Below are 24,470 nucleotides of genomic sequence, written 5' to 3'. Positions count from 1 at the left end.
GACATCGCGCGCCCCCACCGTCATCCTGACGAAAGTCAGGACCCAGAGCCACAGACTGCGCCGTTCGTGACCCTGGGTCCTGACTTTCGTCAGGATGACGGAAAGGGGGATGACGGCGCCAGGATGACGGAAAGGGGGATGACGGCGCCAGGATGACGGAAAGGGGGATGACGGCGCCAGGATGACGGGAGAGCGCAAGCGTGCGAGTGACGGCGCCAACGACTTGCAGGACGCCGTCAATGCGACCTTTCCAACTGGGCCCCGGCCTTCGCCGGGGTGGGGCGGGTGGCTGGGTCAGCGCCTCGGACCGAAGCCAAAGTCGAAACTCACCCCAGCCGGCACGCCCGGATCGCCTCCGGCGCGGGGCGCGGGCCGGTTGCCTTGAACGCGGCGAGATAGCCGCCGGCGGACGGCATGTCCTCCATCGCGACCTGCGTATAGCCGACCGCGGCGAACTCGCACTTCAGCAGCGCCGGCGGCGTGCCGTGGTTCTGCGTCTGGCGATCGGCATCGACCACGATGACCAGCCCGTCGGGCTTGAGCGACGGTCGCAGCCGCCAGAGGAATTCATAGGGCTGCTCGATCTCGTGGTACATGTGCACCATCAGCACGCGGTCGAAGCTGGCCTCGGGCAGTTTCGGGTCGTTCGCCTCGCCGAGCTTGACGCTGACGTTCGCCAGATCCTCGCGCGCGACGCGTTCCGCGAGCTGGTCGCGGACGCTCGCGACGATGTCCTCGGCCAGCACGCGGCCCTCCTTGCCGACGCGCGCGGCCATGCGGATCGTGTAATAGCCCTCGCCCGCGCCGATATCGGCGACGGTCATGCCCTTGCGGATCTCGCCCTTGTTCATGACCTCGCCGGCTTCGTTCAGCCGGTCGCGCGCCTCCTCGTTCGACCAGCGCGCCGAGACGATCGACGCGACCGGGCGGTCGGCGGCGGGGAAGGCAGGTTCCTTCTGCTCGCGCTTGATCAGCGGCTTGCTGCCATCGCAGGCCGCGAGCAGGAAGACCGGCGACAGCATCAGGGCAAGGGCACCCCTCAGCCTCAATCGACGTCCTCCACCTCGACAGCCTCGCCGGTCACGCGCTGCGACAGCGCCGCGGCCATGAACGCTTCGAGGTCGCCGTCGAGCACGTCCGACGGGCTGGTCGAGACGACGCCGGTGCGCAGGTCCTTCACCATCTGGTATGGCTGGAGCACGTAGCTGCGGATCTGGTGGCCCCAGCCGATATCGGTCTTGCCCGCATTCTCGGCATTGGCGGCGGCTTCGCGGATCGCCAGTTCGCGCTCGTACAGACGCGCGCGGAGCTGGTTGTAGGCCTCGGCCTTGTTCTTGTGCTGCGATCGCTGGTTCTGGCACTGGACGACGATGCCGGTCGGCACGTGCGTGATACGCACCGCCGAATCGGTCGTGTTAATGTGCTGACCGCCGGCGCCGCTCGCGCGGTACGTGTCGATGCGCAGGTCGCTTTCGTTATATTCGACCTCGATATTGTCGTCGACGACCGGATAGACCCAGACGCTGGCGAACGAGGTGTGGCGACGCGCGGCCGAGTCGTAGGGGCTGATCCGGACGAGGCGGTGGACGCCGCTCTCGGTCTTGGCATAGCCGTATGCGTTCTCGCCTTTCAGCAGCAGCGTGGCGGACTTGATCCCCGCCTGCTCGCCCGAATGCTGGTCGATCAGCTCGACCTTCAGGCCGTGGCGCTCGCCCCAGCGCGAATACATCCGGCTGAGCATGCCCGCCCAGTCCTGGCTCTCGGTGCCGCCGGCGCCGGCATTGACCTCGATATAGGTGTCGTTGCCATCGGCCTCGCCCGCGAGCAGCGCCTTGATCTTGTCCTTGTCGGCACGCGCGGCGAGTTCGGCGAGCGCGGCGACGCCGTCGGCTTCCATCGCGGTGTCGCCCTCGGCCTCGGCCATCTCGATCAGCTCGGACGTGTCCGCCAGCTCGCTCTCGATCGCGCGGGTCGCGCCGATCGCCTCGTCGAGACGGCGACGCTCGCGCATCACTTCCTGCGCGGCCTTGGGATCGGACCAGAGCGCCTGATCCTCGACGCGCGCGTTCAGCTCGTCGAGACGACGCAGCGCGCGGTCCCAGTCGAGGAAGCGGCGCAGCAAGGCCAGCGCGTCTTTGATGGTGTCTACGTGAGCCTGCGCTTCGGCGCGCATGGGTATTCTCCAAAATGTCCGTCATCCCGGCGGACGCCGGAACCTCCGTCCGCGAGCGCGCGGGTGCGGACGGGGATCCCGGCGTGCGCCGGGATGACGATGTAGGAACTGCGCTAGTAGATTCCGCCTTGTCTTTGCAAGAAATCGCTGTCGCGCGGGGCTTCGGCCTTCTTCACCGCGACCGTGGCGGCGGCCGCCGGGGCGGGGCCTGCGCGGCGTGCGGCACGGCGTGGTTCGCTTTCGGGCTTGAACGCTTCCCAGATCACCGCGGGCTTCGGGTCGTCGGTGTTGGGCCACGTGCCGTAGACCGGACGCCCGCTCGCGCGATCGATCCGGACCATGCGGATGCCGGCCGGCGCACGGAACGGCAGCTTGGGCAGATCCTCATACGCCTTGACCGCGAACTGCTTGAAGATCGGCGCGGCGAGCGTGCCGCCCTGCGCCGCCCCGCCGAGGTTCTTCGGCGTGTCGAACCCGATATACAGCCCGCCGACGAACTGCGGCGTGCCGCCCACGAACCACACGTCGGTCGGGCCGTTGTTCGTGCCCGTCTTGCCGAACATCGGCCGATCGAGATCGCGCAGCGTCACCGCGGTGCCGCGCTGGACGACGCCCTCGGTGATGTGGACCATCTGGTACGCGGTCATCGCGTCGAGCACCTGGCGCTGGCGCGTGATCGGCCGCGGCATCGGCTTGCCGTCCCAGTCGGGCGCGTTGCAGCGATCGCAGGCGCGCCAGTTCTCGGGCCAGATCACCTTGCCGTGACGATCCTGGACGAAGTCGATCAGCGACGGCGGCCCGCCCTTGCCGTTGTTCGCGAGGATCGAATACGCGTTGACCATCCGCCCGACCGTCGTCTCGCCGGCGCCGAGCGCATAGGAGAGATACGGCGCGTAATCGCCGACGCCCATCTTCTTGATGGTGGCGACGACCTTGGGCATGCCGGTCTGCGCGGCGGTGCGCACGGTCATCAGGTTGCGCGACTGTTCGATGCCCCAGCGCATCGTGTGCGGCCCCGCGCCGCGCGAATTGCCGAAGTTGCGGAAGCATTTCTGCCCGAGCCGCGCGCCCTGATAGACGCAGAACGGGCCGTCGACGATGATCGACGCGGGCGTCATGCCGTTGTCGAGCGCGGCGGAATAGACGATCGGCTTGATCGTCGACCCCGGCTGCCGCATCGCCTGCGTCGCGCGGTTGAACGCCTGCAGCCGGTCGTCGAACCCGCCCTGCATCGCCAGCACGCGACCCGACGACGGCTCCTCGACGACGAACGCGCCCGAGACCTTGGGGATCGCCCGCAGCGAGAATTCGCCACCGTCGGGCGCGACCGCGATAATGTCGCCCGTCTTGATCGCGCCGAACGCGTTGCCGCCCTTGCCGCGGACCGCCATCTGCGCGGCATAGCGCGGGAGCGTGCCGGTCTTGCCCGTGCGGAAGCCGAGGCTCCAGGCGTTGCCGTCCTTGCCCGTGACGATCGCCGCGACCCAGTCGCGGTAATCGAGCGCGATATTGCTGTTGAGCAACGGCTGCAGCCAGTTGTCGTCCTCGATCTCGACATGGCGGATCGGCCCGTTCCAGCCGCGGCCGCTGTCGAAGCGCACCAGGCCATCGCGCAGCGCCTGCTGCGCCAGGTCCTGCAACCGCGTATCGAACGAGGTGCGCACCCACAGACCGCCCGAATAGACGCTGTACGGGCCGTCCTTCGCGCTCTCGCCGAACTTGGCCATCAGCTGGCGGCGGACTTCCTCGACGAAATAGCCGCCGACGCTCTCGAACTTGGGCGTCCGCCGCATCACCGCGCCCAGCGGCTCGGCATTCGCCTGGTCATGCTGCGCGCGCGTGATGAAGCCGTTGTCGAGCATCCGGTTCAGCACGTAGTTGCGGCGGATCATCGCGCGCTCGGCATTGCGCACCGGATCATAGTTAGACGGACCCTTGGGCAGGATCGCGAGATACGCCATCTGCGCGAGATCGAGCTGGTCGAGCTCCTTGTCGAAATAGGCATGGCTCGCCGCCTCGACGCCGAACGCGTTGCGCCCCAGCGCGATCTGGTTGAGGTACAGCTCGAGGATCTGCTGCTTGGTCAGCGTATCCTCGATCTTGTACGCCAGCACCGCCTCGCGCAGTTTGCGCGATGGCGAATAGGCGTTGCCGATCAGCAGGTTCTTCGCGACCTGCTGCGTGATCGTCGATCCGCCCTTGGCGCGCTTCCCGCTGCCGAGCTTGGTCGCATAATCATACACCGCGCCGGCGAGGCCGGGATAATCGACGCCGTGATGCTCGAAGAACGACTTGTCCTCCGCGGCGAGGAACGCCTTGACCAGCAGCGGCGGATATTCGGCATAGCTCAGCTCGACGCGGCGTTCGCGCGCGTAGCTGTGGATCGGCGCGCCATCGATGCCGCGGACGTTGGTCGGCAGCGGCGGCTCGTAGGTGCGCAGCGTATCGACCGAGGGCAGGTCGCGGATGACCGCGAACCAGAAGGCGAAGATCGCGACGAAACCGAGCACGACCAGCGCCAGCGCGGCCTTGGTCCAGCGGCTCGCCCAGGCGCGCGAGAACCCGCCCCGCAACCTGTCGGTGGTGCGGCGGGTCGCCGTCGTCGGATTGGGGGAGGGGTCGGACGCCATAAATATTGGCGTCGCATCTAGCAGGTTCCCGGGCGCTTGCCAGCCTTCGGTGGTGCAGGGGTGGGGCAGTTGCCGTCGCCGAAGCCGATCGCAAGCGATCCTCCCCCGCCAGGGGGAGGTGGCAGGCATCAGCCTGACGGAGGGGGAGGAAGGAGAAACGCCTGTTCCGTGTCCTCCCCCTCCGTCGCCTTCGGCGCCACCTCCCCCTGGCGGGGGAGGATTGAACCGCGGCATGCGACGTTTTGCAGCCCGAACGCTGTCGCCGCGGCTTTGCTTGTGGCAGCAGGCGCCGATGACTCCGCCTGCTCTGCCGATCCTTGCCGTGCTGCCCGACCTGCTCGCCGCTTTGCGCGCGCGATCATCGGCGGTGCTCGTCGCGCCGCCGGGTGCGGGCAAGACCACCGCGGTTGCGCCGGCCTTGCTCGCCGAGCCATGGTGCGCCGGCGAGATCCTGCTGCTCTCGCCACGCCGTCTTGCCGCCCGCGCTGCCGCCGAACGGATGGCGTCGACCGCGGGCGAACCCGTCGGCCAGACCTTCGGCTACGCGACCCGCATGGACAGCAAGCGGTCCGCCGCGACCCGGGTCACGGTGATCACGGAGGGCATCTTCGTCGCGCGGATCCAGGGCGATCCCGAACTTGCGGGCGTCTCCGCGGTGCTGTTCGACGAGGTGCATGAGCGCAGTCTCGACGGCGATTTCGGGCTGGCGCTCGCGCTCGACGTGCAGGCGGCGTTCCGGCCCGACCTGCGTATCGTCGCGATGTCGGCAACGCTCGATGGCGCGCGATTTGCCGCGCTCATGGACGGCGCTCCGGTGATCGAGAGCGAAGGGCGTAGCTATCCGCTGACGCTGCGCCACGTCGGCCGGCAGGCGGAATTGCGGATCGAGGATTCGGTCGCGTCGGCGATCCGTCGCGCGCTCGGCGAAGCGGAGGGCGGCGTGCTCGCCTTCCTTCCCGGCGTCGCGGAGATCGAACGCACCGCCGACCGGCTCGCCAATCTCCCCGACGCTATCGTCCTGCACGAGCTTCACGGCAGCCTCGACCCCGCCGCGCAGCGTGCCGCGATCCTTCCCGAACCCGATGGCCGCCGCAAGGTCGTGCTCGCCACCAGCATTGCCGAGACCAGCCTGACGCTCGACGGCATCCGCATCGTCGTCGATTCAGGGCTCGCCCGGCGCCCACGCTATGATCGCGCCGCGGGGATGACGCGGTTGGTGACCGAGCGCGCAAGTCAGGCCGCCGTGACGCAACGCGCCGGCCGCGCTGCCCGCCTTGGGCCGGGCGTCGCGTATCGCTTGTGGGAGGAGGCGGCGACCGCAGGCCTGCCGCGCTACGACCCGCCTGAAATCCTGGAAGCGGACCTGTCGGCGCTGGTGCTCGCCTGCGCGCTGTGGGGCGTCGGCGATCCGCGTGAGTTGCGCTGGATCGATCCGCCCCCGGCTGCTGCGATCGACGAGGCGATGGCGCGACTGACGACGCTGGAGGCGATCGAGGACGGTCGCCCGACGGCGCACGGACGCGCGATCGCGAAGCTGCCAATGCCGCCGAGGCTTGCGCACATGCTGCTGCGGGCGGGGGAGCGCGGGCTGGCACAGGTCGCGGCGCAGGTTGCGGTGCTGCTCGGCGAGCGCGGGATTGGCGGGCAGGACGTCGATCTCGAAACGCGTCTTCGCCGGTGGAAGACCGAACGCGGGCCGAAGGCGCAGGCTGCGCGGGGGATGGCCGATCGCTGGGCGAAACTTGCCCCCCCTCCCGCAAGCGGGAGGGGGCTGGGGGGTGGGCTCGCGCCACCCGCGGGGCGCAACGTCGAAACCGGGCGCCCACCCCCCAACCCCCTCCCGCAAGCGGGCGGGGGAGCAGAGCTGTGCGTCGCGCTTGGGTTTCCCGACCGTGTCGCGCGGCGGCGCGATGCGTCCGGGGAGACCTGGGCTTCGGTCGGCGGGCGGGGGTTCCGGCTCGACCCGACCTCACCGCTGGCGCGGTCGGAATGGCTCGCGGTGGCCGATACGCAGGGCTCGGCGGCGGGTGCGCGGATCCTGTCGGCGGTGGCGATCGACCAGACCACGGTCGAAACGCTGTTCGCGGACCGGATCGAATCGCGCCGCACGGTAGTGTTCGATTCCACGACCGGCGGCATCCAGGCGCTCCGCGAACGCCGGCTCGGCGCGATCCGCCTGTCGAGCGGCCCCGACAGCGGCGCCGACCCCGACGCGATCCTCGCCGCCCTGCTCGCCGGTGTCCGCGAACACGGCCTCGGCCTGCTGGCGTGGAGCGACGGCGCGCAGGCGTTGCGCGACCGTGCCGCCTATGCGGGCGTGCCGCTCGACGACGCGACGCTGCTCGACCGGGTGGACGAATGGCTCGCCCCGTTGCTGACGGGCAAGCGCCGGCTCGATGCGATCGCGCCCGGTGCGCTGGCCGAGGCGCTGCGTAACCTGCTCGGCTGGGACGTGATGCAGACGATCAACCGGCTCGCCCCACCCGATTTCACCAGCCCCGCGGGCAGCACGCATGCGATCGATTACGCGGCGGAGGGCGGCCCGCGCGTCGAACTCCGCGTCCAGGCGCTGTTTGGGCTCGGCCTGCATCCGGTGATCGGCGAGGCGCGCGTGCCCTTGGTGCTGAGCCTGACATCCCCCGCCGGCCGACCGATCCAGACCACGCGCGACCTGCCGGGATTCTGGGCAGGGAGCTGGACCGCGGTGGCGAAGGAAATGCGCGGGCGCTACCCCAAGCATCCCTGGCCCGACGACCCCGCTGCGGCGTCCGCCACGCTGCGCACGAAAAAGGCGGATGCAAGGACCGCCGGTTCGCGATAAGGGAGCATCCATGCCTACCGCCCGTATCTTCCAGCGCCCCAAGAACGCCATGCAGTCCGGCAAGCACCGGACCGACGCCTGGCAGCTCGAATTCGAACCCTCGGAGGCCAAGCGCCCCGACCCGCTGACCGGCTGGGCCGGCAGCGGCGACACGCGCGATCAGCTGCGGCTGCTGTTTCCCACTGCGGAGGCGGCGATCGCGCACTGCGAGCGCGAGGGCTTCGGGTACACCGTCGTGCCCGCGCCGCAGAAGACGCTGAAGCTCCAGAGCTACGCCGACAACTTCAAGTAAGCGAGGCGCGCTCGCTGCGCGGCGGCTTTCTTACCGTCATCCCAGCGGAGGCTGGGATCCAGAGCCGCGAGCGTCCGTGCTCGTGGCTCTGGATCCTGGGTCGAGCCCAGGATGACGAAAGTTCATCGGGCTAGAGTATGGACCCCGCCAGGATGAGCAGCATCTTGGTGTCGATCGCGACGCCGGCCTTGCGCTTCGCCGCGACGAATGCGGGCACCTCGGCCAGCGGAACCCGGTGCACGGTGATGTTCTCGTCGCTGTCGCCGCCGCCGTCGCCCACCTTGTTCAGCCCGGTCGCACGCACCAGCGTGAAGCATTCCGACGTCATCCCGGGCGACGAGTAGAACACGCCCAGATCCTCGATCGAGTCGGCGCGATACCCCGTCTCTTCCTCAAGCTCGCGCCCCGCCGCCACCGCGACGCTCTCGCCCGCGGTCTCGTCGCCGACCAGCCCCGCGGGCAGTTCGAGGCAGGCACGGCCCAGCGGCACGCGGAACTGTTCGACCAGGATCACGTCGCCATCGTCGATCGCGACGATCACCGCGGCGGCGATCTGGCCCTGACGCGCGGCGAATTCCCACGTGCCCTCGGTCTGGACGGTCAGGAATTTGCCCGCCCATACGGTCTTGCTCATAGTTCGATCAGCCTGTCGGGAAGTTCGTTGACCGGCGCACCGGTACGCGGGAAATGCTCGGCGAGCACGCGGCCGATCTGCGCGACCGCATCGGCCATGCCGTCGGCGGGGCGATCGTCGCGGACGCCGGCCAGCACCGCCGCCATCGCCGCGCCCCAGGTCTCGTTCTGCACGCGCGAGTGGATCGCATCGTCGGCGATGATCTCGGCACGGTGCTCGGCAAGCGACAGATACAGCAGCACGCCGGTGGCGCCCTTGGTGCGCTTCTCGGCGCCCGCGCGGAACAGCAGCAGCGCGCGCCGCCGCACGCGACGCGCCTTGGTCGCACCGGGGGTCAGTGCGACGCGCACCGCGGTCGCTGCCAGAACGAGCCGCACGCCGAGGAACACCAGCGTCACCAGCACGAGCGCGATCGCATAGAGCGCGCCCTGCGGGGCGGATTGCGCCCAGGGATCGACGAGACGCGCATAGATATGGTCCGCCGCAACCGGCCGGAACGCGAGCAGCGCCAGCGTCAGCAGCATGCCGAGCACGGCCCAGTGCATCGATACGTCATGGTAGGAGTCGGACTGCCGCGCGACGATCGTGACGATCTCGCCGGTCGTCGCGGTCTCCGCCTGCGTCACCGCCGCGGTTACGCGGTCGTGATCGGTTTCGCTCAACCGCATGTCACCAACTCCCCGATGCGCCGCCGCCGCCGCCGGATCCACCGCCGCCACCGCCGAAACCGCCGCCGCCCCAGCCGCCCCCACTATCGCCGCCGCCGCCGCCGCCACCGCCGCCGCGCGTCATCGCGTCGGCGATGCTCCACAGCACAATCGGCAGGGCGCCGCTGCCACCGCCGCTACCGCCATCGGTATAGCGCCTGCCGCCGGCACGCCGCGACAGCATCGGGATGACGATCGCAGCGAGCACGATCCCGAAGAAGATCAGCCCGATCGGCACGCCGCCGCCGCCCGAACCCGACCGGCGATGCGTCTTGTCATATTCGGCCGCCGCCGCCGTCACCTTCGCGCGCGCCTCGGCATCGGGGAGCGCGAGCTGGTCCGCGACCGCATTGGCCCCCGCGACGATGCCGCCGGGAATATCGCCTGCCTTGAAGCGCGGCAGGATCTGCTGGTTGATGACGACGCTCGAGAACGCGTCGGTCAGTACGGGTTCGAGCCCGTAGCCGACCTCGATCCGCACCTTGCGGTCGTTCGGCGCCACCAACAGGATCGCGCCGTTGTTCGCATCCTTCAACCCGACGCCCCAGCTTCGGATCAGGCGATTGCCGTAATCCTCGATCGGATAGCCGTCGAGGCTCGGCACGGTCGCGACGACGAGCTGGTTGCCTGACGATTTCTGCAGGTCGTCGAGCCGCTTGGTCAGCGCCGCTTCCTGGTCGGGAGGGATGACATTGGCCGCATCGACGACGAAGCCGGTGAACTTGGGCAAGGTCTGCGCGGTGGCGGCCCCGGTGACGGTGCCGCTTCCCAGCAGCAGCGCGCAGGCCAGCGTGGCAAGGTAGCGGATCATCGCGCAGACCCCGTCATCAGCTCGCGTTGCCGAAGTTCACCGTCGGCGCGGTCTCCGCGCCGGGCGTGGTCGCCGCGAACGGCACCATCGGCTTGGCGCCGTAGAAGATCTTCGCGCCGACCGCGTCGGGGAAGGTGCGGATCTTGGTGTTATACGCCTGCACCGCGCCATTATAGTCGCGGCGCGCGATCGTGATGCGGTTCTCGGTACCCTCGAGCTGGCTCATCAGCGTGGTGTAGTTGCCCTGGCTCTTCAGCTCGGGATACGCCTCCTGCAGGCGCTGCAACGAGACGCCGACCGCGCCCTGGACGCGCTGATACTGCGCCATCTTGGCCGGATCGGAGAGATCGTCCGCCGACACCTGGACCGAGTTCGCCGCGGCACGCGCCTGCGTCACCTGGACGAGGATATCCTTCTCCTGCGCGCCCGCCGCCTTCACCGTGGCGACGAGGTTGGGGATCAGGTCGGCGCGGCGCTGATAGTCGTTCTGAACGTCGGCCCAGCGCGCCTTCACATTTTCCTCGGCGGTCGGGATGCTGTTGATCCCGCAGCCTGCGAGCGCGGATGCGAGGAGGATCGCGGCGGCGCCGCGGGCGATTGGGGCACGTGACATCGGGGGTCTCCAGAATAGCTGTGTCGCCCTCATAGGACAGTCCGCAGGGTTGGCGAAACCGAAATCGGCGGTTAACTTTATGCGAGACTTAAGAAGGGGGCGGGGATGCTCAAGGAATTCAAGGCGTTCATCATGCGCGGCAACGTGCTCGATCTCGCCATCGCGGTGATTATCGGCGCCGCGTTCGGCAAGATCGTCACGTCGCTGACCGACGACGTGCTGATGCCGGTGATCGGCAAGATCTTCGGCGGGCTCGATTTCTCGAGCTATTTCTGGCGGATGGGGCCGGTGCCGGCGAATTACGCGGGCTCGCTCAGCGACTATGCGGCGCTGAAGAAGGCGGGCGTGCCGCTGCTCGGCTATGGCGCGTTTGCGACGCAGCTCGTCAATTTCGTGATCGTCGCCGGCATCATCTTCATGATCCTGCGCGTGGTGAACCGCACCGCAGCGCTGATCGAGCGCGAGACCGCGCGGCTGAAGCGCGAGGAGGAGGCGACTCCGGTCGCGCCCGCACCCGAGCCGGTCGAGATCGCGTTGCTGCGCGAGATCCGCGACGAGTTGAAAGCCAGGGGGTGACCGCCTTTTCCCTCTCCCCTGCGGGGAGGGAGGGAGGAGCCGTGAGGCGACGGCAGGGTGAGGGGCCTGAGGCTTCCGGGCGGGATCCCAACGCCCCCTCATCCGACGCTACCGCGCCACCTTCTCCCCGATGGGGAGAAGGAAAACTTCACGCTGCGGCGAGATCCTCGGCGTTTGCGTCCGCCAGGCTCGTGCCGTCGAGGATCCGCGCGGTTTCGTCGCGGACTCGCATCATCGCATAGCGGATCGCGCAGTCCGCCTCGCTCTTGCAGTCGAGGCAGGGCCGGTAGGCCGTCCGGCTAACGCACGGCACCAGCGCGAGCGGCCCCTCGATGATCCGGATGATTTCGCCGAGCGAGATCAGGTGGCTGGGGCGCGACAGGCGATACCCGCCCATCTTGCCGCGATGGCTGTGGAGCAGGCCGGACTCGCGCAGATCGGCGAGGATCAGCTCGAGGAACTTGCGCGGGACGTTCGCCTCGGCGGCGATCCGCGTCATCGGGATCGGAGGGCCGCCGACGGGGGCCCCGCCAAGAAAGATCATCGCGCGAAGCGCGTAGCGGGAGCGCTGCGTCAACATAATGCAAATTGCTATGCACGCGGTTTGTGGCGAGCGGAAGGCGGTTTGGCACGTTGCGTGCTACGACATCGCGGATCGCGACAAAAAAGCAGCGCCGGCCGGGCTTTTCAACGCGCTGCGGCTTCCCTATATCGGGCTTGCCGTCGGGGGAATTCTCTCTTGGCGGCTATGGCGATAAACCGTGGCGTGTCATAGACACAGCGGACCCGGGGGCAGTACCCGGCGACTCCACCACCGCCCTCTTCGCAAGAGGGGGACGATGACGGGGTCGAACTAGGATCGACGTGTGTTCAACGACGCTATGTTTCGCTCGGAATGGGACCACCGCAACGGCCCATACACAAGTGCCAACGATAACGAAGCACTCGCAATTGCCGCATAACTGACGGTCTAACGACCTAAGTTATACGGACGAAAGCGCGGTTCGGGCCACACCGGGCAACAGAAGTGGAAACCGGCGGTACGGGGGGCACCGAGCAACAGAAGCTCCCCACTCTTCTCCATCATATCGCTACACGATTGACTTTTCGTCGCACGGTCCGGCTGGCTGCGCTCCGAACGGGTTACTTGTAACGTCGGCGCTGGGAGCAGTGACGGGCATCTCGTATCGCAGCAGCCATAATCGTTGCACTTCGTGTCGACCAACATCCGTCATTGCGAACGATGACGGTGCCGATGGTCGACCGGATCAGCGCTGTAGCAGCTTGCTGAGTTGCGCGCCGGTATAGGGCTTCCGGATGAACCGCGCAGCCGCAGGGAGGGCCATCTTGCCGTTGTCGGTCCCCGACGTGACCAGGATCGCGATGTCGGGACGCTGCGCATGGACCGCGTTGGCGAGATCGATGCCGTTGAGGTCACCCGGCATGCGAACGTCGGTGAACAGCGCGCCGATATCGGGCCGCTCCTCGAGCTTTGCCAGTGCGTCGGCGGCGTTGCTGGCTTCGACGACTTCATACCCCGCATCTTCGAGTGCGAGGTTGGAATGGACCCGGACAAGGGCGTCGTCATCGACGACGAGAATAACGGACTTCGAGATAACGTTCATATCGGTTCGAACATCCGGCATGGCGCTCGCGTTCCGCTATTAATCATCCCCGTGACCTAAAATCCGGCAAAGCGAGTCACCCATGAGAAAGGGGCCCGGTTTCCCGAGCCCCTCCATCAATTCGCGTTAGGCCGTAAGGGCTTAGTCGCGATCGCCCGTCAGGAACGCCGGTGCGAATTCGGGGGCCTTGTCGCCGTCCGAACGCTCGGCGCGGGGAGCGCGCTCCCCACCCTGGCCACCGCCGTCACGACGCGGGCCACGGCCACCGCCGTTGCCGCCTGCATCGCGACCGCCATCGCCATCACGACGCGGGCCGCGCGAGCCACGATCACCGCCGCCGCCTTCGCCGCGCGGACCACGACCGCCGCCGCCGTTACCGGCATCACGGCCACCATCGCCATCACGACGCGGACCGCGCGAACCACGATCGCCACCCTCACGGGGCTCACGCGCCGGGCGGGTATCTTCCAGCTCTTCGCCGGTCGTCTGGTCGACGACGCGCATCGACAGGCGAACCTTGCCGCGCGGATCGATCTCGAGGACCTTGACCTTGACTTCCTGGCCTTCGCTCAGGGCATCCGAAACCTTCTCGACGCGCTCGTTCTTGATTTCGGACACGTGGACGAGACCGTCCTTGCCACCCATGAAGTTCACGAACGCACCGAAGTCCACCAGGTTGACGACCTTGCCGTCATAGACCTTGCCGACTTCGGCTTCCTCGACGAGGCCCTTGATCCACTTGATTGCAGCGTCGATCTGCGCGGGATCGGACGACGACACCTTGATCACGCCCTCGTCGTCGATGTCGACCTTGGCGCCGGTCTGCGCGACGATCTCGCGGATCACCTTGCCGCCGGTGCCGATGACTTCACGGATCTTGGACTTCTCGATCGTGAAGGTCTCGATACGCGGTGCGTGCGCCGACAGTTCCTCACGCGTGTGGTCGAGCGCCTTGGCCATCTCGCCCAGGATGTGCGCGCGGCCTTCCTTGGCCTGTGCCAGCGCCTTGCCCATGATCTCTTCGGTGATGCCGGCGATCTTGATGTCCATCTGCATCGTGGTGATGCCCTCGGACGTGCCAGCCACCTTGAAGTCCATGTCGCCGAGGTGATCCTCGTCGCCGAGGATGTCCGACAGAACCGCGAAGTTCTTGCCCTCGAGGATCAGGCCCATCGCGATGCCCGACACCGGACGCTTCAGCGGAACGCCCGCATCCATCATCGACAGCGACCCGCCGCAGACCGTTGCCATCGACGACGAGCCGTTCGACTCGGTGATGTCCGACAGAACGCGGATCGTGTACGGGAACTCTTCCTTCGACGGCAGCACCGGGTGCAGCGCGCGCCAGGCGAGCTTGCCGTGGCCGACTTCGCGACGACCCGGCGCACCGAAGCGACCGACTTCACCGACCGAGTAGGGCGGGAAGTTGTAGTGCAGCATGAAGTTTTCGTACGACAGACCGTTCAGCCCGTCGATCATCTGCTCTGCGTCGCGCGTGCCGAGCGTGGTGGTGCAGATCGACTGCGTCTCGCCGCGCGTGAACAGGGCCGAGCCGTGCGTGCGCGGGAGGAAGTGCACCATAGCCTCGATCGGACGGATCTGCGTGGTGGTGCGGCCGTCGATGCGGGTGCCGTCCTTGAGGATGGCGCCGCGGACGATCTCCGCCTCCAGCTTCTTCATCAGCTTGCCGGCGGCCATCTGGTCCTGCGGGGTCGCATCGGCAAAGGCGGTCTTGCCCTTGGCGCGTGCGGCGTTCAGCAGGTCCGAACGCTTGGACTTGTCGGTCACCTTGTAGGCAGCCGCAATGTCCTTGCCGATCAGCTTCTTCAGCTTGTCCTTGGCGGTCGACAGGTCGGCCTGCTCGGCCATTTCCCACGGATCCTTGGCAGCCTGCTCGGCCAGATCGATGATCAGGTTGGCGGCTTCGCGGCAGGCCTTGTGCGCGAACTGGACGGCACCGAGCATGATCTCTTCCGAAAGCTCCTTGGCTTCCGATTCGACCATCATCACGGCCTGGCCGGTGGCGGCGACGACGAGGTCGAGATCGCCAGCCTTGGCTTCGTCGAGCGTCGGGTTGAGGATGTAGGCGCCATCGACATAGCCGACGCGTGCTGCGCCGATCGGGCCCATGAACGGCACGCCCGAGATCGTCAGCGCTGCCGACGCCGCGACCATCGCGAGGATGTCCGGCTCGTTCTCGCCGTCATACGACAGAACCTGGCAGATCACGTTGATCTCGTTGTAGAAACCCTCTGGGAAGAGGGGGCGGATCGGGCGATCGATGAGACGGCTGGTCAGCGTCTCCTTTTCGGTCGCGCCGCGCTCACGCTTGAAGAAGCCGCCGGGGATGCGGCCGCTCGCGGAGAACTTCTCCTGGTAATGGACGGTGAGCGGGAAGAAATCCTGCCCTTCCTTGACGGTCCGTGCAGCCGTCACGGCGCACAGAACGACGGTCTCGCCGAGCGTGGCGAGCACGGCGCCGTTTGCCTGACGGGCCACGCGGCCGGTCTCGAGCGTCAGCGTCTTGCCGCCCCACTGGGCGCTTACGGTCTTGGTATCGAACATTTCGTTTCCTTCACTCCAAACGCCAGATGCGTTTGGGGCCTATGTGCGGGCTTAGCCGGCCCGCGGCGGTGTGGAGCGAGTTGTCGCTCCTTGCCAGTGCACCGAATTGTGCCCTGGCGTTTGCCTCCGCGCGAAATGCGCGGAATCAAAACCCTATATACGAAAACGGCCCCCCGAAGGGAGCCGTTCGTGTTACTTGCGAAGGCCGAGCTTCGCGATCAGATCCAGGTAGCGCTGGCCGTCCTTGTGACGGAGATAATCCAGCAGCGTCCGGCGCTTGTTGACCATCATGAGAAGACCACGACGCGAGTGGTTGTCCTTCTTGTGGCCCTTGAAGTGCTCGGTCAGGTTCTTGATGCGCTCGGTCAGGATCGCGACCTGGACTTCCGGCGAACCGGTATCGCCCTCGGCGCGCGAATGCTCCTTGACGAGCTCGGTCTTGCGTTCAGCGGTAATCGTCATGAATTTCGTCCTACGACATCACATATTGAAACCGCGAACGACCCGGACGTCTCCGTCCTCGACCTCGACCAGCGCGACCGGGACGGCGTCCAGCTCGGCAAAGTATTGGCCATCGTCTGCGGCAATCCCGGCCAAGATACGCCCCTGTCGGAGCGCCCCTGCCTGGTCGGGGGTGAGGGAGAGAGCCGGGATGTCGTCCAGCGCCACCCTCAAGGGCAGAAGTACATCTTCAAGGGCGCGCGCCTGCCCGAGTTCGTCGAGTTTGTCCAGCGATATCGCGCTTTGCAGCCCGAACGGACCCGCCTTGGTACGGCGTAGCATGGTGACGTGGCCGACCGTCCCGAGCGCCAGCGCGATGTCGCGCGCGAGGCTGCGGATATAGGTGCCCTTCGAGACGTGCGCGGTGAGCGTGACCTCCTCTAACGGCGCCTCCGACGACGTCGTCGACTCCTCCCCACCCTCGTCATCCCAGCGAACGCTGGGATCTCCATGGGGCGCGGGCTGCTGTTCCGCGGTGAGATTCCAGCTTCCGCTGGAATGACGGGTCGGGTGGGCGGCGAGCGAATAAATTGTCACGTTCCGGCTGGCCAACAGCACCTCATGCCCGGCGCGCGCGAGGTCGTAGGCGCGCTCGCCGTCGACCTTGAGCGCGGAATAGGACGGCGGCACCTGCGCGATCGGACCGGTGAACTGCGCGAGGACGGCCTCGACCGCGGCCATCGTCGGTCGCACGTCGGAGGTGGCGATGCTCACCCCCTCGGCGTCGAGCGTGTCGGTCTCGACCCCGAACAGGATCGTGAAGTCATAGATCTTGTCGCTGTCGAGCATCCGCCCGGCGAGCTTGGTCGCCTCGCCGACCGCAATCGGCAACACGCCCGTCGCCAGCGGATCGAGCGTACCGCCATGGCCGACCTTGAACTTGCCATAGCCGCCCTGACGCAGCACGCGCTTTACCGCGGACACGCCCTGCGTCGAGCCCAGCCCCAGTGGCTTGTCGAGAATGATCCAGCCATGCATGTTCGAGGTCCTAAATTTCCACGTGAGACACGAGCGAGTCCATCCATCCGGTCATCCTGACAAAAATCAGGACCCAGATCCACGTATGCCGGTGTTCGTTGCCCCCGGGGCCCGACGTTCGTCAGGATGACGGGGACATGGCAAGCCGAAGGGCAGGGAGCTAGCCCAGAGCCTCGGTAAAATGCCGTCGACACAAAGCGACATAGCGGTCGTTACCGCCGATCTCGGTCTGCTGCCCCTCGGCGATCGCCCGCCCGGCCGCATCGACCCGCAGGTTCATCGTCGCCTTGCGCCCGCACATGCACACCGACTTGATCTCGACCAGCGAGTCCGCCAGCGCCAGCAATCGCGCCGACCCGGGGAAAAGCGCGCCCTGGAAATCGGTCCGTAATCCGTAAGCCAGCACAGGGATCCCGACCACGTCGCAGACACGCGCAAGCTGGTCGACCTGGGCGGGCGTCAGGAACTGCGCCTCGTCGACCAGCACGCACGAGATCGCGTCCTTGCCGTGCTGCCGCGCGACGCACGCGCCGATATCCGTCGTCGCGTCGAACGCGATCGCCGGCGCCTCCAGCCCGATCCGCGAGGTGATCGTGCCGGCGGCGAACCGGTCGTCGATCGCGGCGGTGAACAGCATCGTCCGCATCCCCCGCTCGCGATAGTTGAAGTCCGCCTGGAGCAGGTTCGTCGACTTGCCTGCGTTCATCGACGCATAATAGAAATACAGCTTGGCCATCGGCTCAACCCAAAGACGCGTCGCGCGGCGGCGTCAATCCTCGGCCAGATCGCGCGCGATATGCGGATCGCGCAGCAGCGTGTCGATATGCGTGCCCTCGTCGAAGCTCTCGTCGGCGAGGAACTTCAGCTTGGCGGCGTAGCGCGTCTGCACGCGAGTCGCGACTTCGCGCTGAAGATAGGCGGTGTTGGTCCGCAGCGCCTTCAGCACCTTCTCCTCGTCCTTGCCGAGCAGCGGCTTCACGAAGACGGTGGCGTGGCGCAGGTCGGGGGACATGCGCACCTCGGTGATCGTCACGAGATGCTTTTCGAGCACCGGATCGTGGACGTCGCCGCGCGCGAGAATGTCGCTGAGCGCATGACGCGCTTGCTCGCCCACGCGGAGTGCGCGGACGGTTTTGATTTCGGGGGTATCGGTCTTCATTCTTCTAACTCCCTCGCCCCTCCGGGGAGAGGGTGGGGGTGAGGGGAGGCCACGCGCGCTTGCGCCTGGAACTGCCCCTCACCCAACCCTCTCCCCGATGGGGAGAGGGCTCTCGGCCTCAAAGCGTGCGTTCGCGCATCTCGACTTCGAACGTCTCGAGGACGTCGCCGGCCTTGATGTCGACGAAGTTCGACGTGAACGTCACACCACATTCCAGCCCGGCGCGGACTTCGGCGACATCATCCTTGAAGCGACGCAGCGATGCGATTTCGCCCTGGTAGATGATGACGTCGTTGCGCGTGATGCGCGCCTTGAGCGCCTTGCGGATATTGCCTTCGGTGACGAGCAGACCCGCCGCCTTGCCATGCTTGCCCGCCGAGAAGACCTCGCGGATATCGGCACGACCGACGACCGTCTCGAACGCTTCCGGCCCAAGCTCACCTGCCATTCCCGCCCGGATCTCGTCGATCAGGTCGTAGATCACGTCATAATATTTGAACGCGACCTTCTGGCGCTCAGCGATCTCGCGCGCCTTGGCGTTCGGGCGAACGTTGAAGCCGATGATCGGTGCACCCGATGCCGCTGCCAACGTGACGTCCGACTCGGTGATGCCACCGACGCCCGAGTTGAGCACGCGTGCCTTGATCAGGTCGGTGGAGATCTTGTTGATCGCCCCGACAATCGCCTCGACGGTACCCTGCGTATCGGCCTTCACGACCAGCGGATATTCGATCGCCTGCTTTTCCTTCAGCGCCGAGAACATGCTCTCGAGGCTGGCAGGAACCGATGCGGTCCGCTTGTCGGTCTTCACGCTGCGACGATATTCCGCGACTTCGCGGGCGCGTGCCTCGTTCTCGACGACCTGGAACGGATCGCCCGCCGACGGGACACCCGAGAGCCCCAGGACCTCGACCGGCATCGCCGGACCCGCTTCCTTGATCTGCTTGCCCTTGTCGTCGACCAGCGCGCGGACCTTGCCGCTCTCGCCGCCGACGACGAAGATGTCGCCGACCTTGAGCGTGCCGCGGTTGACGAGGATCGTCGCGACCGGGCCACGACCCTTGTCGAGCTTGGCCTCGATCACCGTACCCTCGGCCGCGCGATCCGGATTGGCGCGCAGTTCGAGCAGTTCGGCCTGGAGCTGGATCTTCTCGATCAGCGCATCGAGACCGATCTTCTTGGTCGCGGAGACTTCGACGTCCTGGACGTCGCCGCCCATGTCCTCGACCACGATCTCCTCGCTCAGCAGACGCTCGCGCACCTTCTGGGCATTAGCGCCTTCCTTGTCGATCTTGTTGATCGCGACGATCATCGGGACGCCTGCCGCCTTGGTGTGGGCGATCGCCTCCACCGTCTGCGGCATCAGGCCGTCGTCCGCCGCCACCACCAGGATGACGATGTCGGTGACGTCCGCACCGCGCGCACGCATCTGCGTGAACGCCTCATGGCCCGGCGTGTCGAGGAAGGTGATCTTCGACTTGTCCTTCAGCGTGACCTGATACGCGCCGATATGCTGGGTGATGCCACCCGCTTCGCCGCGCACCACGTCGGTGCCGCGCAGGGCATCGAGCAGCGACGTCTTGCCGTGATCGACGTGACCCATGATCGTGACGACGGGGGCACGCGGCTTGAGCGTCTCCTCGGCATCGTCGATCGTGTCGTTGGCCAGATCCTGGTCGACGTCGCTGACGCGAGTCAGGTTGTGACCGAATTCGGTGACGAGCAGCTCGGCCGTATCCTGGTCGATCGTCTGCGTCATCGTGACGGGCATGCCCATCTTGAACAGCGCCTTGACGAGGTCTGCACCCTTCTCGGCCATACGGATGGCGAGTTCCTGGACGGTGATCGCCTCTGGGACGACCACGTCGCGGATCTGCTTGGCCTGCGCCTCGCGCGGACCACCGGTGCCGCGACGCTCCTTCTCGCGCGCACGCTTCAGCGCGGCGAGGCTGCGGGCGCGGGCGCCATCACCGTCGCCGAGTGCGCGGTTGACGGTGAGCTTGCCCGAAGTGCGACGATCGTCGCCCTTGCGGTCACGCTGCTGCGGACGCGCCGGTGGTGCATCGCGACGGATACCGCCGGCGGGTGCGTTCACACCGCCCGCGCCGGGGCGCGCTGCGGTCGTGCCGGCGTTTGCAGCCGTGGTCGGCGCTGCGGCGGCAGCGGGTGCTGCAACAGGCTTTGGCGGCGGCGGAGGACGCTCTGGACGTGCCACCGGCGAGAACCGGCGCGGCGCCGGGAATGCCGGATCGCGAGTCAGTTCGAGGATGGGTGGCGGTGCCGGCGGTGCGACCGGGGCCGGCGCTGGCTTGGGCGCCGCAGCCGCGACCGGCGCGGGGGCCGGTGCAGGCTTGGGTGCAGCGACCGGCGCCGGGGCAGGGGCTGCCGCAACGGGCGCCTCGACCGGTGCGGGCGCAGGCGTCGGTGCCGCGACAGGTGCCGGAGCAGCGTCGACGACGGGCGCGGGTGCGGGCTTCGGAGCCTCGACCGGCTTCGGCGCGGGGGCTGCCTTGGCTTCCGCCTCGGCACGCGCGCGCTCGGCGATGCGATTGCGCTCGTCCTCTGCCGCCTTGAGGCGCTCGGCCTCCTGGCGACGACGCCCTTCTTCGAGCGTGTTCATGCGCTGCTCTTCAGCCTCGCGGAGCAGCTTGGCCTGACGCTCCTGCGGCGACAGGTTGCTCGGCGCCTGCTGGCGCACGGGGGCAGGTGCAGGCTGCGGCGCGCGCGGCTGCGGGGCCGGTGCGGGCGCCGCAACCGGGGTGGGCGCGGCAACCGGCGCGGCATCCGCGACCGGGCCGTCGGGCTCGCCCGGACGGCGCAGTACGCGCGCGCGCTTGGTTTCCACGATCACCGTATTCGATCGGCCGTGGCTGAAGCTCTGCTTCACCTGGCCGGTCTCGACCGTGCGCTTCACACCCAAAGGTGCGCGCATGCCAAGTTTCGGCTTCTCGTTGTCCGTGTCGCTCACTCAAATTCCTCAGTCATGTCCACGGCCGGGCGTTGTCCGGTCGATCCGGACGCCCCTATATTTTGTGACGCCGATGCGCCCTGCGAGGCCGTTTCGCAAGACACGGAAGAAGGTTCGGAGCCGATAAAATGCAGCCAACGGTCGAGCGCTTCGCTCACCCGCTTTGCTGCAGCGCGGTCTGTCAGGCCAATGTGTACCACATTTTCCCGTCCCAGCGCCAACGCCAATATGGTGCGCGACGCAGGCAGTGCCAACCCCCGCAAACCCGAGCCCTCGACATCGTTGCCGATGCGCCACGCCTGATCGAGCTTGCGGTTGCCATCCTCGGCCGCGTCGGACGCGTGATACAGCGCCTTCAGCTTGCCCGAGCGGGCGTTCTGTTCGATCCGGTCGGATCCGATCAGCACGGTGCCCGAGCGCGATTCGAGCCCGAGCCGGTCGAGCGCGTTACGCTCCAGCGCGGATTCGATCATCGCCGGGAGTTCGGGTGCGATGGTGAACTCGCCGGTCTTGAACGCTCGAGCGAGCGCGCCTTTCAGCTTGCCCTTCTTGATCGCCGCTTCGAGTTCGAGTCGCGTCACCCCGATCCACGCGCCGCGGCCCGGGGCCTTGGCGCGCACGTCGGGATGGATCTGGCCGTCGGGGGCCAGCGCGAGTCGCACCAGATGCGGGCGAACGTCGCGTTCGCCTGACAGGATACACTTGCGCACGGGCTCATTCCCCTCCCGCATGCGGGAGGGGTCAGGGGAGGGGCTATCCGCAGGGGCGGCAGCCGTGGCTGCCCTCCCCCGACCCCTCCCGCGAGCGGGAGGGGAGTTTAGCGGCTTGGTCTCATCGGGAGGGTTCCGCATGTGCGTCCTCCTGCACCGGAGTGGTCTTGGGCGCGTCGCGGTCGACCAGCAATTGGCCGCCCGCGCCGTAATTCTCGGTCGAGACTTCGTCGATCACGATCTGCACCGCAGCCGGGTTCTTCCCCAGCCGCTCGACGAGCGACTGGGTGACGTCGGCGACGATGCCGGCCTTCTGGTCCCTGGTGGCGGACCCCGAAATGCGGATGCTGACAAACGGCATCAGGCCTTGTCGTCCTCGCTCTTCGCGTCGGTCGACTCCGCAGCGTCATCCGCCGCAGTCTCCTCAACCGCAGTGTCCTCAGCCGGAGCCGCTTCCACCGGAGCCTCGTCCGCCGCGTCAGCATCAGCCTCGGGGGCCTCGTCCTCGAACCAGTGCGCGCGCGCGGCCATGATGATCTCGTTACCCTGCTCGTCGCTCAGCCCGTATTCGGCGAGAATGCCGCCCTTGGGCTCGGGACGCTTGGGCGCATCGTCGTTGCGACGACGGGGCTCGACGCGCTTCTTCTCGACCAGCTCGTCGGTCGCCAGATCGGCGAGATCGTCGAGCGTCTTGATGCCCGCCTTGCCGAGCGTGACGAGCATCGCCTCGTTCAGATACGGCATGTCGATCAGCGCGTCCTCCACGCCGAGCGCGGTGCGCTCTTCGCGGCTGGCCGCGTCGCGACGCTCAAGCGCCTCGGTCGCACGGTTCTGCAGCTCGCCCGCCAGATCCTCGTCGAAGCCCTCGATGCCGGCGATCTCCTCGACCTCGACATAGGCGACCTCTTCGAGGTTCGTGAACCCTTCGGCGACCAGCAGCTGCGCGAGCGTCTCGTCGACGTCGAGCTCCTTCTCGAACATCGCCGAACGCTCGACGAAGTCCTTCTGGCGCTTCTCGGAGGCATCGGCCTCGGTGAGGATGTCGATCGCCTTGCCGGTCAGCTGCGATGCAAGCCGCACATTCTGGCCGCGACGGCCGATCGCCAGCGACAGCTGGTCATCGGGAACGACCACCTCGATGCGCTCTTCTTCCTCGTCGATCACGACGCGGCTGACCGAAGCCGGCTGCAACGCGTTGACGACGAAGGTCGCGATATCGGGCGACCAGGGGATGATGTCGATCTTCTCGCCCTGCATCTCCTGCACGACGGCCTGAACGCGGCTGCCCTTCATGCCGACGCACGCGCCGACCGGATCGATCGACGAATCATGGCTGATGACGCCGATCTTCGCGCGCGAACCGGGATCGCGCGCGGCCGCCTTGATCTCGATGATGCCGTCGTAGATTTCGGGTACTTCCTGCGCGAACAGCTTCTTCATGAAGTCGGGGTGCGCGCGGCTGAGGAAGATCTGCGGCCCGCGGTTTTCGCGGCGGACGTTGAGGATCAGCGAGCGGATGCGGTCGTTGACGCGTACCACTTCGCGCGGGATCTGCGCGTCGCGGCGGATGACGCCCTCGGCGCGGCCCAGGTCGACGACGACATGGCCGAACTCGACGCGCTTGACGACGCCGGTGATGATCTCGCCTGCACGGTCCTTATACTCTTCGAACTGGCGCTCGCGCTCGGCGTCGCGGACCTTCTGGAAGATGACCTGCTTGGCGGCCTGTGCGGCGATGCGGCCGAATTCGATCGGGGGCAGCGGATCGACGATGAAGTCACCGAGCGCTACGTCCTTCTGGAGCTTCTGCGCGCCCTTGACGTCGACCTGCTTGAAATAGTCATCGACCGCCTCGACCACTTCGACGACGCGCCACAAGCGCAGATCGCCGGTGTTCGGATCGAGCTTGGCGCGGATGTCGTTCTCGGCACCGTAGCGCGAGCGGGCGGCGCGCTGGATCGCGTCCTCCATCGCCTCGATCACGATCGCCTTGTCGATCATCTTCTCCGACGCGACCGAATTCGCGATCGCGATCAGTTCCGCGCGGTTTGCGGTGACTGCCGTGGCCATCAATGCTGTCCTTCTTCGGTGTCGGCCTCGTGAGCGTCAGGCTCATCGGTGGGCGTGTCTTGATAGAAAACTTCGTCCGCGCCTTCGATCGAAAGCGGCGCGGTCGCGGCGATGAGTCGGTCGGTCATGACGAGCTTGGCGTCGGCGACTTGGCTGAAGTCGATCGTCATGATCTTGTGCTTGTTCACGTCGACGGTGATCTTGGTGCCCTCGACGCCCATCAGATTGCCCGAGATCTGCTTGCGATCCTCGAACGGCTCAACGAGACGGATACGCGCCTCCTGGCCTTCCCAATCGGCAAAGTCCTGGAGCCGGGTCAGCGGGCGGTCGATACCGGGGCTCGATACCTCGAGACGATACGCGTCCTCGCCGACCGGGTCTTTGCCCTCGGCCTCGAGCGCATCGAACTTGTCCGAGATGCGGCGCGACAGCTCGGCGCAATCCTCGATCACCAGCTGGCGGGTGTCGGGGCGCTCGGCCATCACCTGCAGCGTCGGGTCGGACTTGCCGCCCTGCATGCGCACGCGCACGAGGCTAAGGCCGAGCGCCTTGGCTTCGGGTTCGATCAGGTCGGTCAGCAGGGCGATATTCGCCATCGAAATTCCAAACAGGGCCAAAGCACAGGGGGTTTCCGCCG

General features: G+C 67.2%; 22 protein-coding genes and 1 other RNA gene. 4 read left to right on the top strand and 19 right to left on the bottom strand.

What is annotated here, in order from left to right; translation table 11 throughout:
• Positions 1 to 326: 326 nt before the first annotated feature.
• From ASE79_RS03310 to ASE79_RS03300, 3 genes are all read right to left on the bottom strand, one after another.
• A complete protein-coding gene (locus ASE79_RS03310) occupies positions 327 to 1,022 on the bottom strand; it encodes a class I SAM-dependent methyltransferase (protein WP_056411697.1) in 696 nt (231 codons plus the stop codon).
• A 23-nt stretch (positions 1,023 to 1,045) separates the two neighbouring features.
• Complete coding sequence (gene prfB, locus ASE79_RS03305; RefSeq protein WP_056411695.1) at positions 1,046 to 2,173, bottom strand: peptide chain release factor 2; 1,128 nt, start codon at positions 2,171 to 2,173, stop codon at positions 1,046 to 1,048.
• A gap of 113 nt (positions 2,174 to 2,286) precedes the next feature.
• On the bottom strand, positions 2,287 to 4,803 hold the full coding sequence (locus ASE79_RS03300) for a penicillin-binding protein 1A (RefSeq protein ID WP_056411692.1): 2,517 nt from the start codon (positions 4,801 to 4,803) through the stop codon (positions 2,287 to 2,289).
• Positions 4,804 to 5,095: 292 nt separating this feature from the next.
• Here ASE79_RS03300 and hrpB point away from each other — a divergent pair, with 292 nt between their 5' ends.
• Positions 5,096 to 7,624, top strand: coding sequence for an ATP-dependent helicase HrpB (hrpB, locus tag ASE79_RS03295; protein WP_056413309.1), 2,529 nt, complete (start codon positions 5,096 to 5,098; stop codon positions 7,622 to 7,624).
• Positions 7,625 to 7,634: 10 nt separating this feature from the next.
• Entirely contained in the window at positions 7,635 to 7,916 is a 282-nt protein-coding gene (locus ASE79_RS03290; RefSeq protein ID WP_055881180.1) for an ETC complex I subunit, read from the top strand.
• A gap of 130 nt (positions 7,917 to 8,046) precedes the next feature.
• On the opposite strand, the gene ASE79_RS03285 is transcribed toward ASE79_RS03290, so the two are convergent.
• From ASE79_RS03285 to ASE79_RS03270, 4 genes are read right to left on the bottom strand one after another with little or no spacing between them, the layout of a single operon-like run.
• On the bottom strand, positions 8,047 to 8,550 hold the full coding sequence (locus ASE79_RS03285) for an NUDIX hydrolase (RefSeq protein WP_056411691.1): 504 nt from the start codon (positions 8,548 to 8,550) through the stop codon (positions 8,047 to 8,049).
• Positions 8,547 to 9,218 (bottom strand): TPM domain-containing protein, encoded by a 672-nt coding sequence (locus ASE79_RS03280; RefSeq protein WP_056413306.1) that lies wholly within the window; start codon positions 9,216 to 9,218, stop codon positions 8,547 to 8,549. The genes ASE79_RS03285 and ASE79_RS03280 overlap by 4 nt, the downstream gene beginning before the upstream one ends.
• Before the next feature lies 1 nt (position 9,219).
• Positions 9,220 to 10,068 carry a TPM domain-containing protein gene (locus ASE79_RS21855; protein WP_056411689.1) on the bottom strand — a complete coding sequence of 283 codons (849 nt, stop codon included), beginning with the start codon at positions 10,066 to 10,068 and terminating at the stop codon, positions 9,220 to 9,222.
• 16 nt (positions 10,069 to 10,084) lie between these two features.
• Complete coding sequence (locus ASE79_RS03270) at positions 10,085 to 10,681, bottom strand: LemA family protein (RefSeq protein ID WP_056411687.1); 597 nt, start codon at positions 10,679 to 10,681, stop codon at positions 10,085 to 10,087.
• Between the two features lie 105 nt (positions 10,682 to 10,786).
• Here ASE79_RS03270 and mscL point away from each other — a divergent pair, with 105 nt between their 5' ends.
• The gene (gene mscL / locus ASE79_RS03265) at positions 10,787 to 11,257 is read left to right on the top strand and encodes a large conductance mechanosensitive channel protein MscL (RefSeq protein ID WP_056411685.1); all 471 of its coding nucleotides are present in this window, start codon (positions 10,787 to 10,789) and stop codon (positions 11,255 to 11,257) included.
• A gap of 148 nt (positions 11,258 to 11,405) precedes the next feature.
• Here mscL and ASE79_RS03260 read toward each other — a convergent pair whose 3' ends face one another.
• A complete protein-coding gene (locus ASE79_RS03260; RefSeq protein WP_055881164.1) occupies positions 11,406 to 11,837 on the bottom strand; it encodes an RrF2 family transcriptional regulator in 432 nt (143 codons plus the stop codon).
• Positions 11,838 to 11,937: 100 nt separating this feature from the next.
• On the opposite strand from ASE79_RS03260, the gene ssrA reads away from it, so the two are divergent.
• Positions 11,938 to 12,293, top strand: a transfer-messenger RNA (tmRNA) gene (gene ssrA, locus ASE79_RS20155).
• A 232-nt stretch (positions 12,294 to 12,525) separates the two neighbouring features.
• Here the strand turns inward: ssrA and ASE79_RS03255 are convergent.
• The 11 genes from ASE79_RS03255 to rimP form a co-directional block, all read right to left on the bottom strand.
• Complete coding sequence (locus ASE79_RS03255) at positions 12,526 to 12,882, bottom strand: response regulator (RefSeq protein WP_056411683.1); 357 nt, start codon at positions 12,880 to 12,882, stop codon at positions 12,526 to 12,528.
• A gap of 141 nt (positions 12,883 to 13,023) precedes the next feature.
• Positions 13,024 to 15,447, bottom strand: a complete 2,424-nt coding sequence (gene pnp / locus ASE79_RS03250) for a polyribonucleotide nucleotidyltransferase (protein ID WP_056411680.1) — start codon at positions 15,445 to 15,447, stop codon at positions 13,024 to 13,026.
• A 192-nt stretch (positions 15,448 to 15,639) separates the two neighbouring features.
• A complete protein-coding gene (gene rpsO / locus ASE79_RS03245) occupies positions 15,640 to 15,909 on the bottom strand; it encodes a 30S ribosomal protein S15 (protein ID WP_055881152.1) in 270 nt (89 codons plus the stop codon).
• Between the two features lie 18 nt (positions 15,910 to 15,927).
• The gene (gene truB, locus ASE79_RS03240) at positions 15,928 to 16,926 is read right to left on the bottom strand and encodes a tRNA pseudouridine(55) synthase TruB (RefSeq protein WP_056411677.1); all 999 of its coding nucleotides are present in this window, start codon (positions 16,924 to 16,926) and stop codon (positions 15,928 to 15,930) included.
• Positions 16,927 to 17,086: 160 nt separating this feature from the next.
• A complete protein-coding gene (locus ASE79_RS03235; RefSeq protein ID WP_056411676.1) occupies positions 17,087 to 17,662 on the bottom strand; it encodes a thymidine kinase in 576 nt (191 codons plus the stop codon).
• Positions 17,663 to 17,695: 33 nt separating this feature from the next.
• A complete protein-coding gene (gene rbfA, locus ASE79_RS03230; protein ID WP_056411674.1) occupies positions 17,696 to 18,085 on the bottom strand; it encodes a 30S ribosome-binding factor RbfA in 390 nt (129 codons plus the stop codon).
• 118 nt (positions 18,086 to 18,203) lie between these two features.
• Complete coding sequence (gene infB, locus ASE79_RS03225) at positions 18,204 to 21,053, bottom strand: translation initiation factor IF-2 (RefSeq protein WP_056411672.1); 2,850 nt, start codon at positions 21,051 to 21,053, stop codon at positions 18,204 to 18,206.
• On the bottom strand, positions 21,050 to 21,784 hold the full coding sequence (locus tag ASE79_RS03220; protein ID WP_056411670.1) for a DUF448 domain-containing protein: 735 nt from the start codon (positions 21,782 to 21,784) through the stop codon (positions 21,050 to 21,052). The genes infB and ASE79_RS03220 overlap by 4 nt, the downstream gene beginning before the upstream one ends.
• Before the next feature lie 100 nt (positions 21,785 to 21,884).
• On the bottom strand, positions 21,885 to 22,124 hold the full coding sequence (locus ASE79_RS03215) for a tautomerase family protein (RefSeq protein ID WP_056411668.1): 240 nt from the start codon (positions 22,122 to 22,124) through the stop codon (positions 21,885 to 21,887).
• Positions 22,124 to 23,833: a transcription termination factor NusA gene (nusA, locus tag ASE79_RS03210; protein ID WP_056411666.1), complete on the bottom strand. Its 1,710-nt coding sequence runs from the start codon at positions 23,831 to 23,833 to the stop codon at positions 22,124 to 22,126. The genes ASE79_RS03215 and nusA overlap by 1 nt, the downstream gene beginning before the upstream one ends.
• Complete coding sequence (gene rimP, locus ASE79_RS03205) at positions 23,833 to 24,429, bottom strand: ribosome maturation protein RimP (RefSeq protein ID WP_055881131.1); 597 nt, start codon at positions 24,427 to 24,429, stop codon at positions 23,833 to 23,835. Before rimP ends, nusA begins: the two co-directional genes overlap by 1 nt.
• Positions 24,430 to 24,470 lie beyond the last annotated feature (41 nt).

Origin of the sequence: Sphingomonas sp. Leaf28 (assembly GCF_001421685.1) — a bacterium.
GTDB lineage: Bacteria > Pseudomonadota > Alphaproteobacteria > Sphingomonadales > Sphingomonadaceae > Sphingomonas > Sphingomonas aurantiaca.
This window is presented reverse-complemented; position numbering and strand designations above follow the sequence as displayed.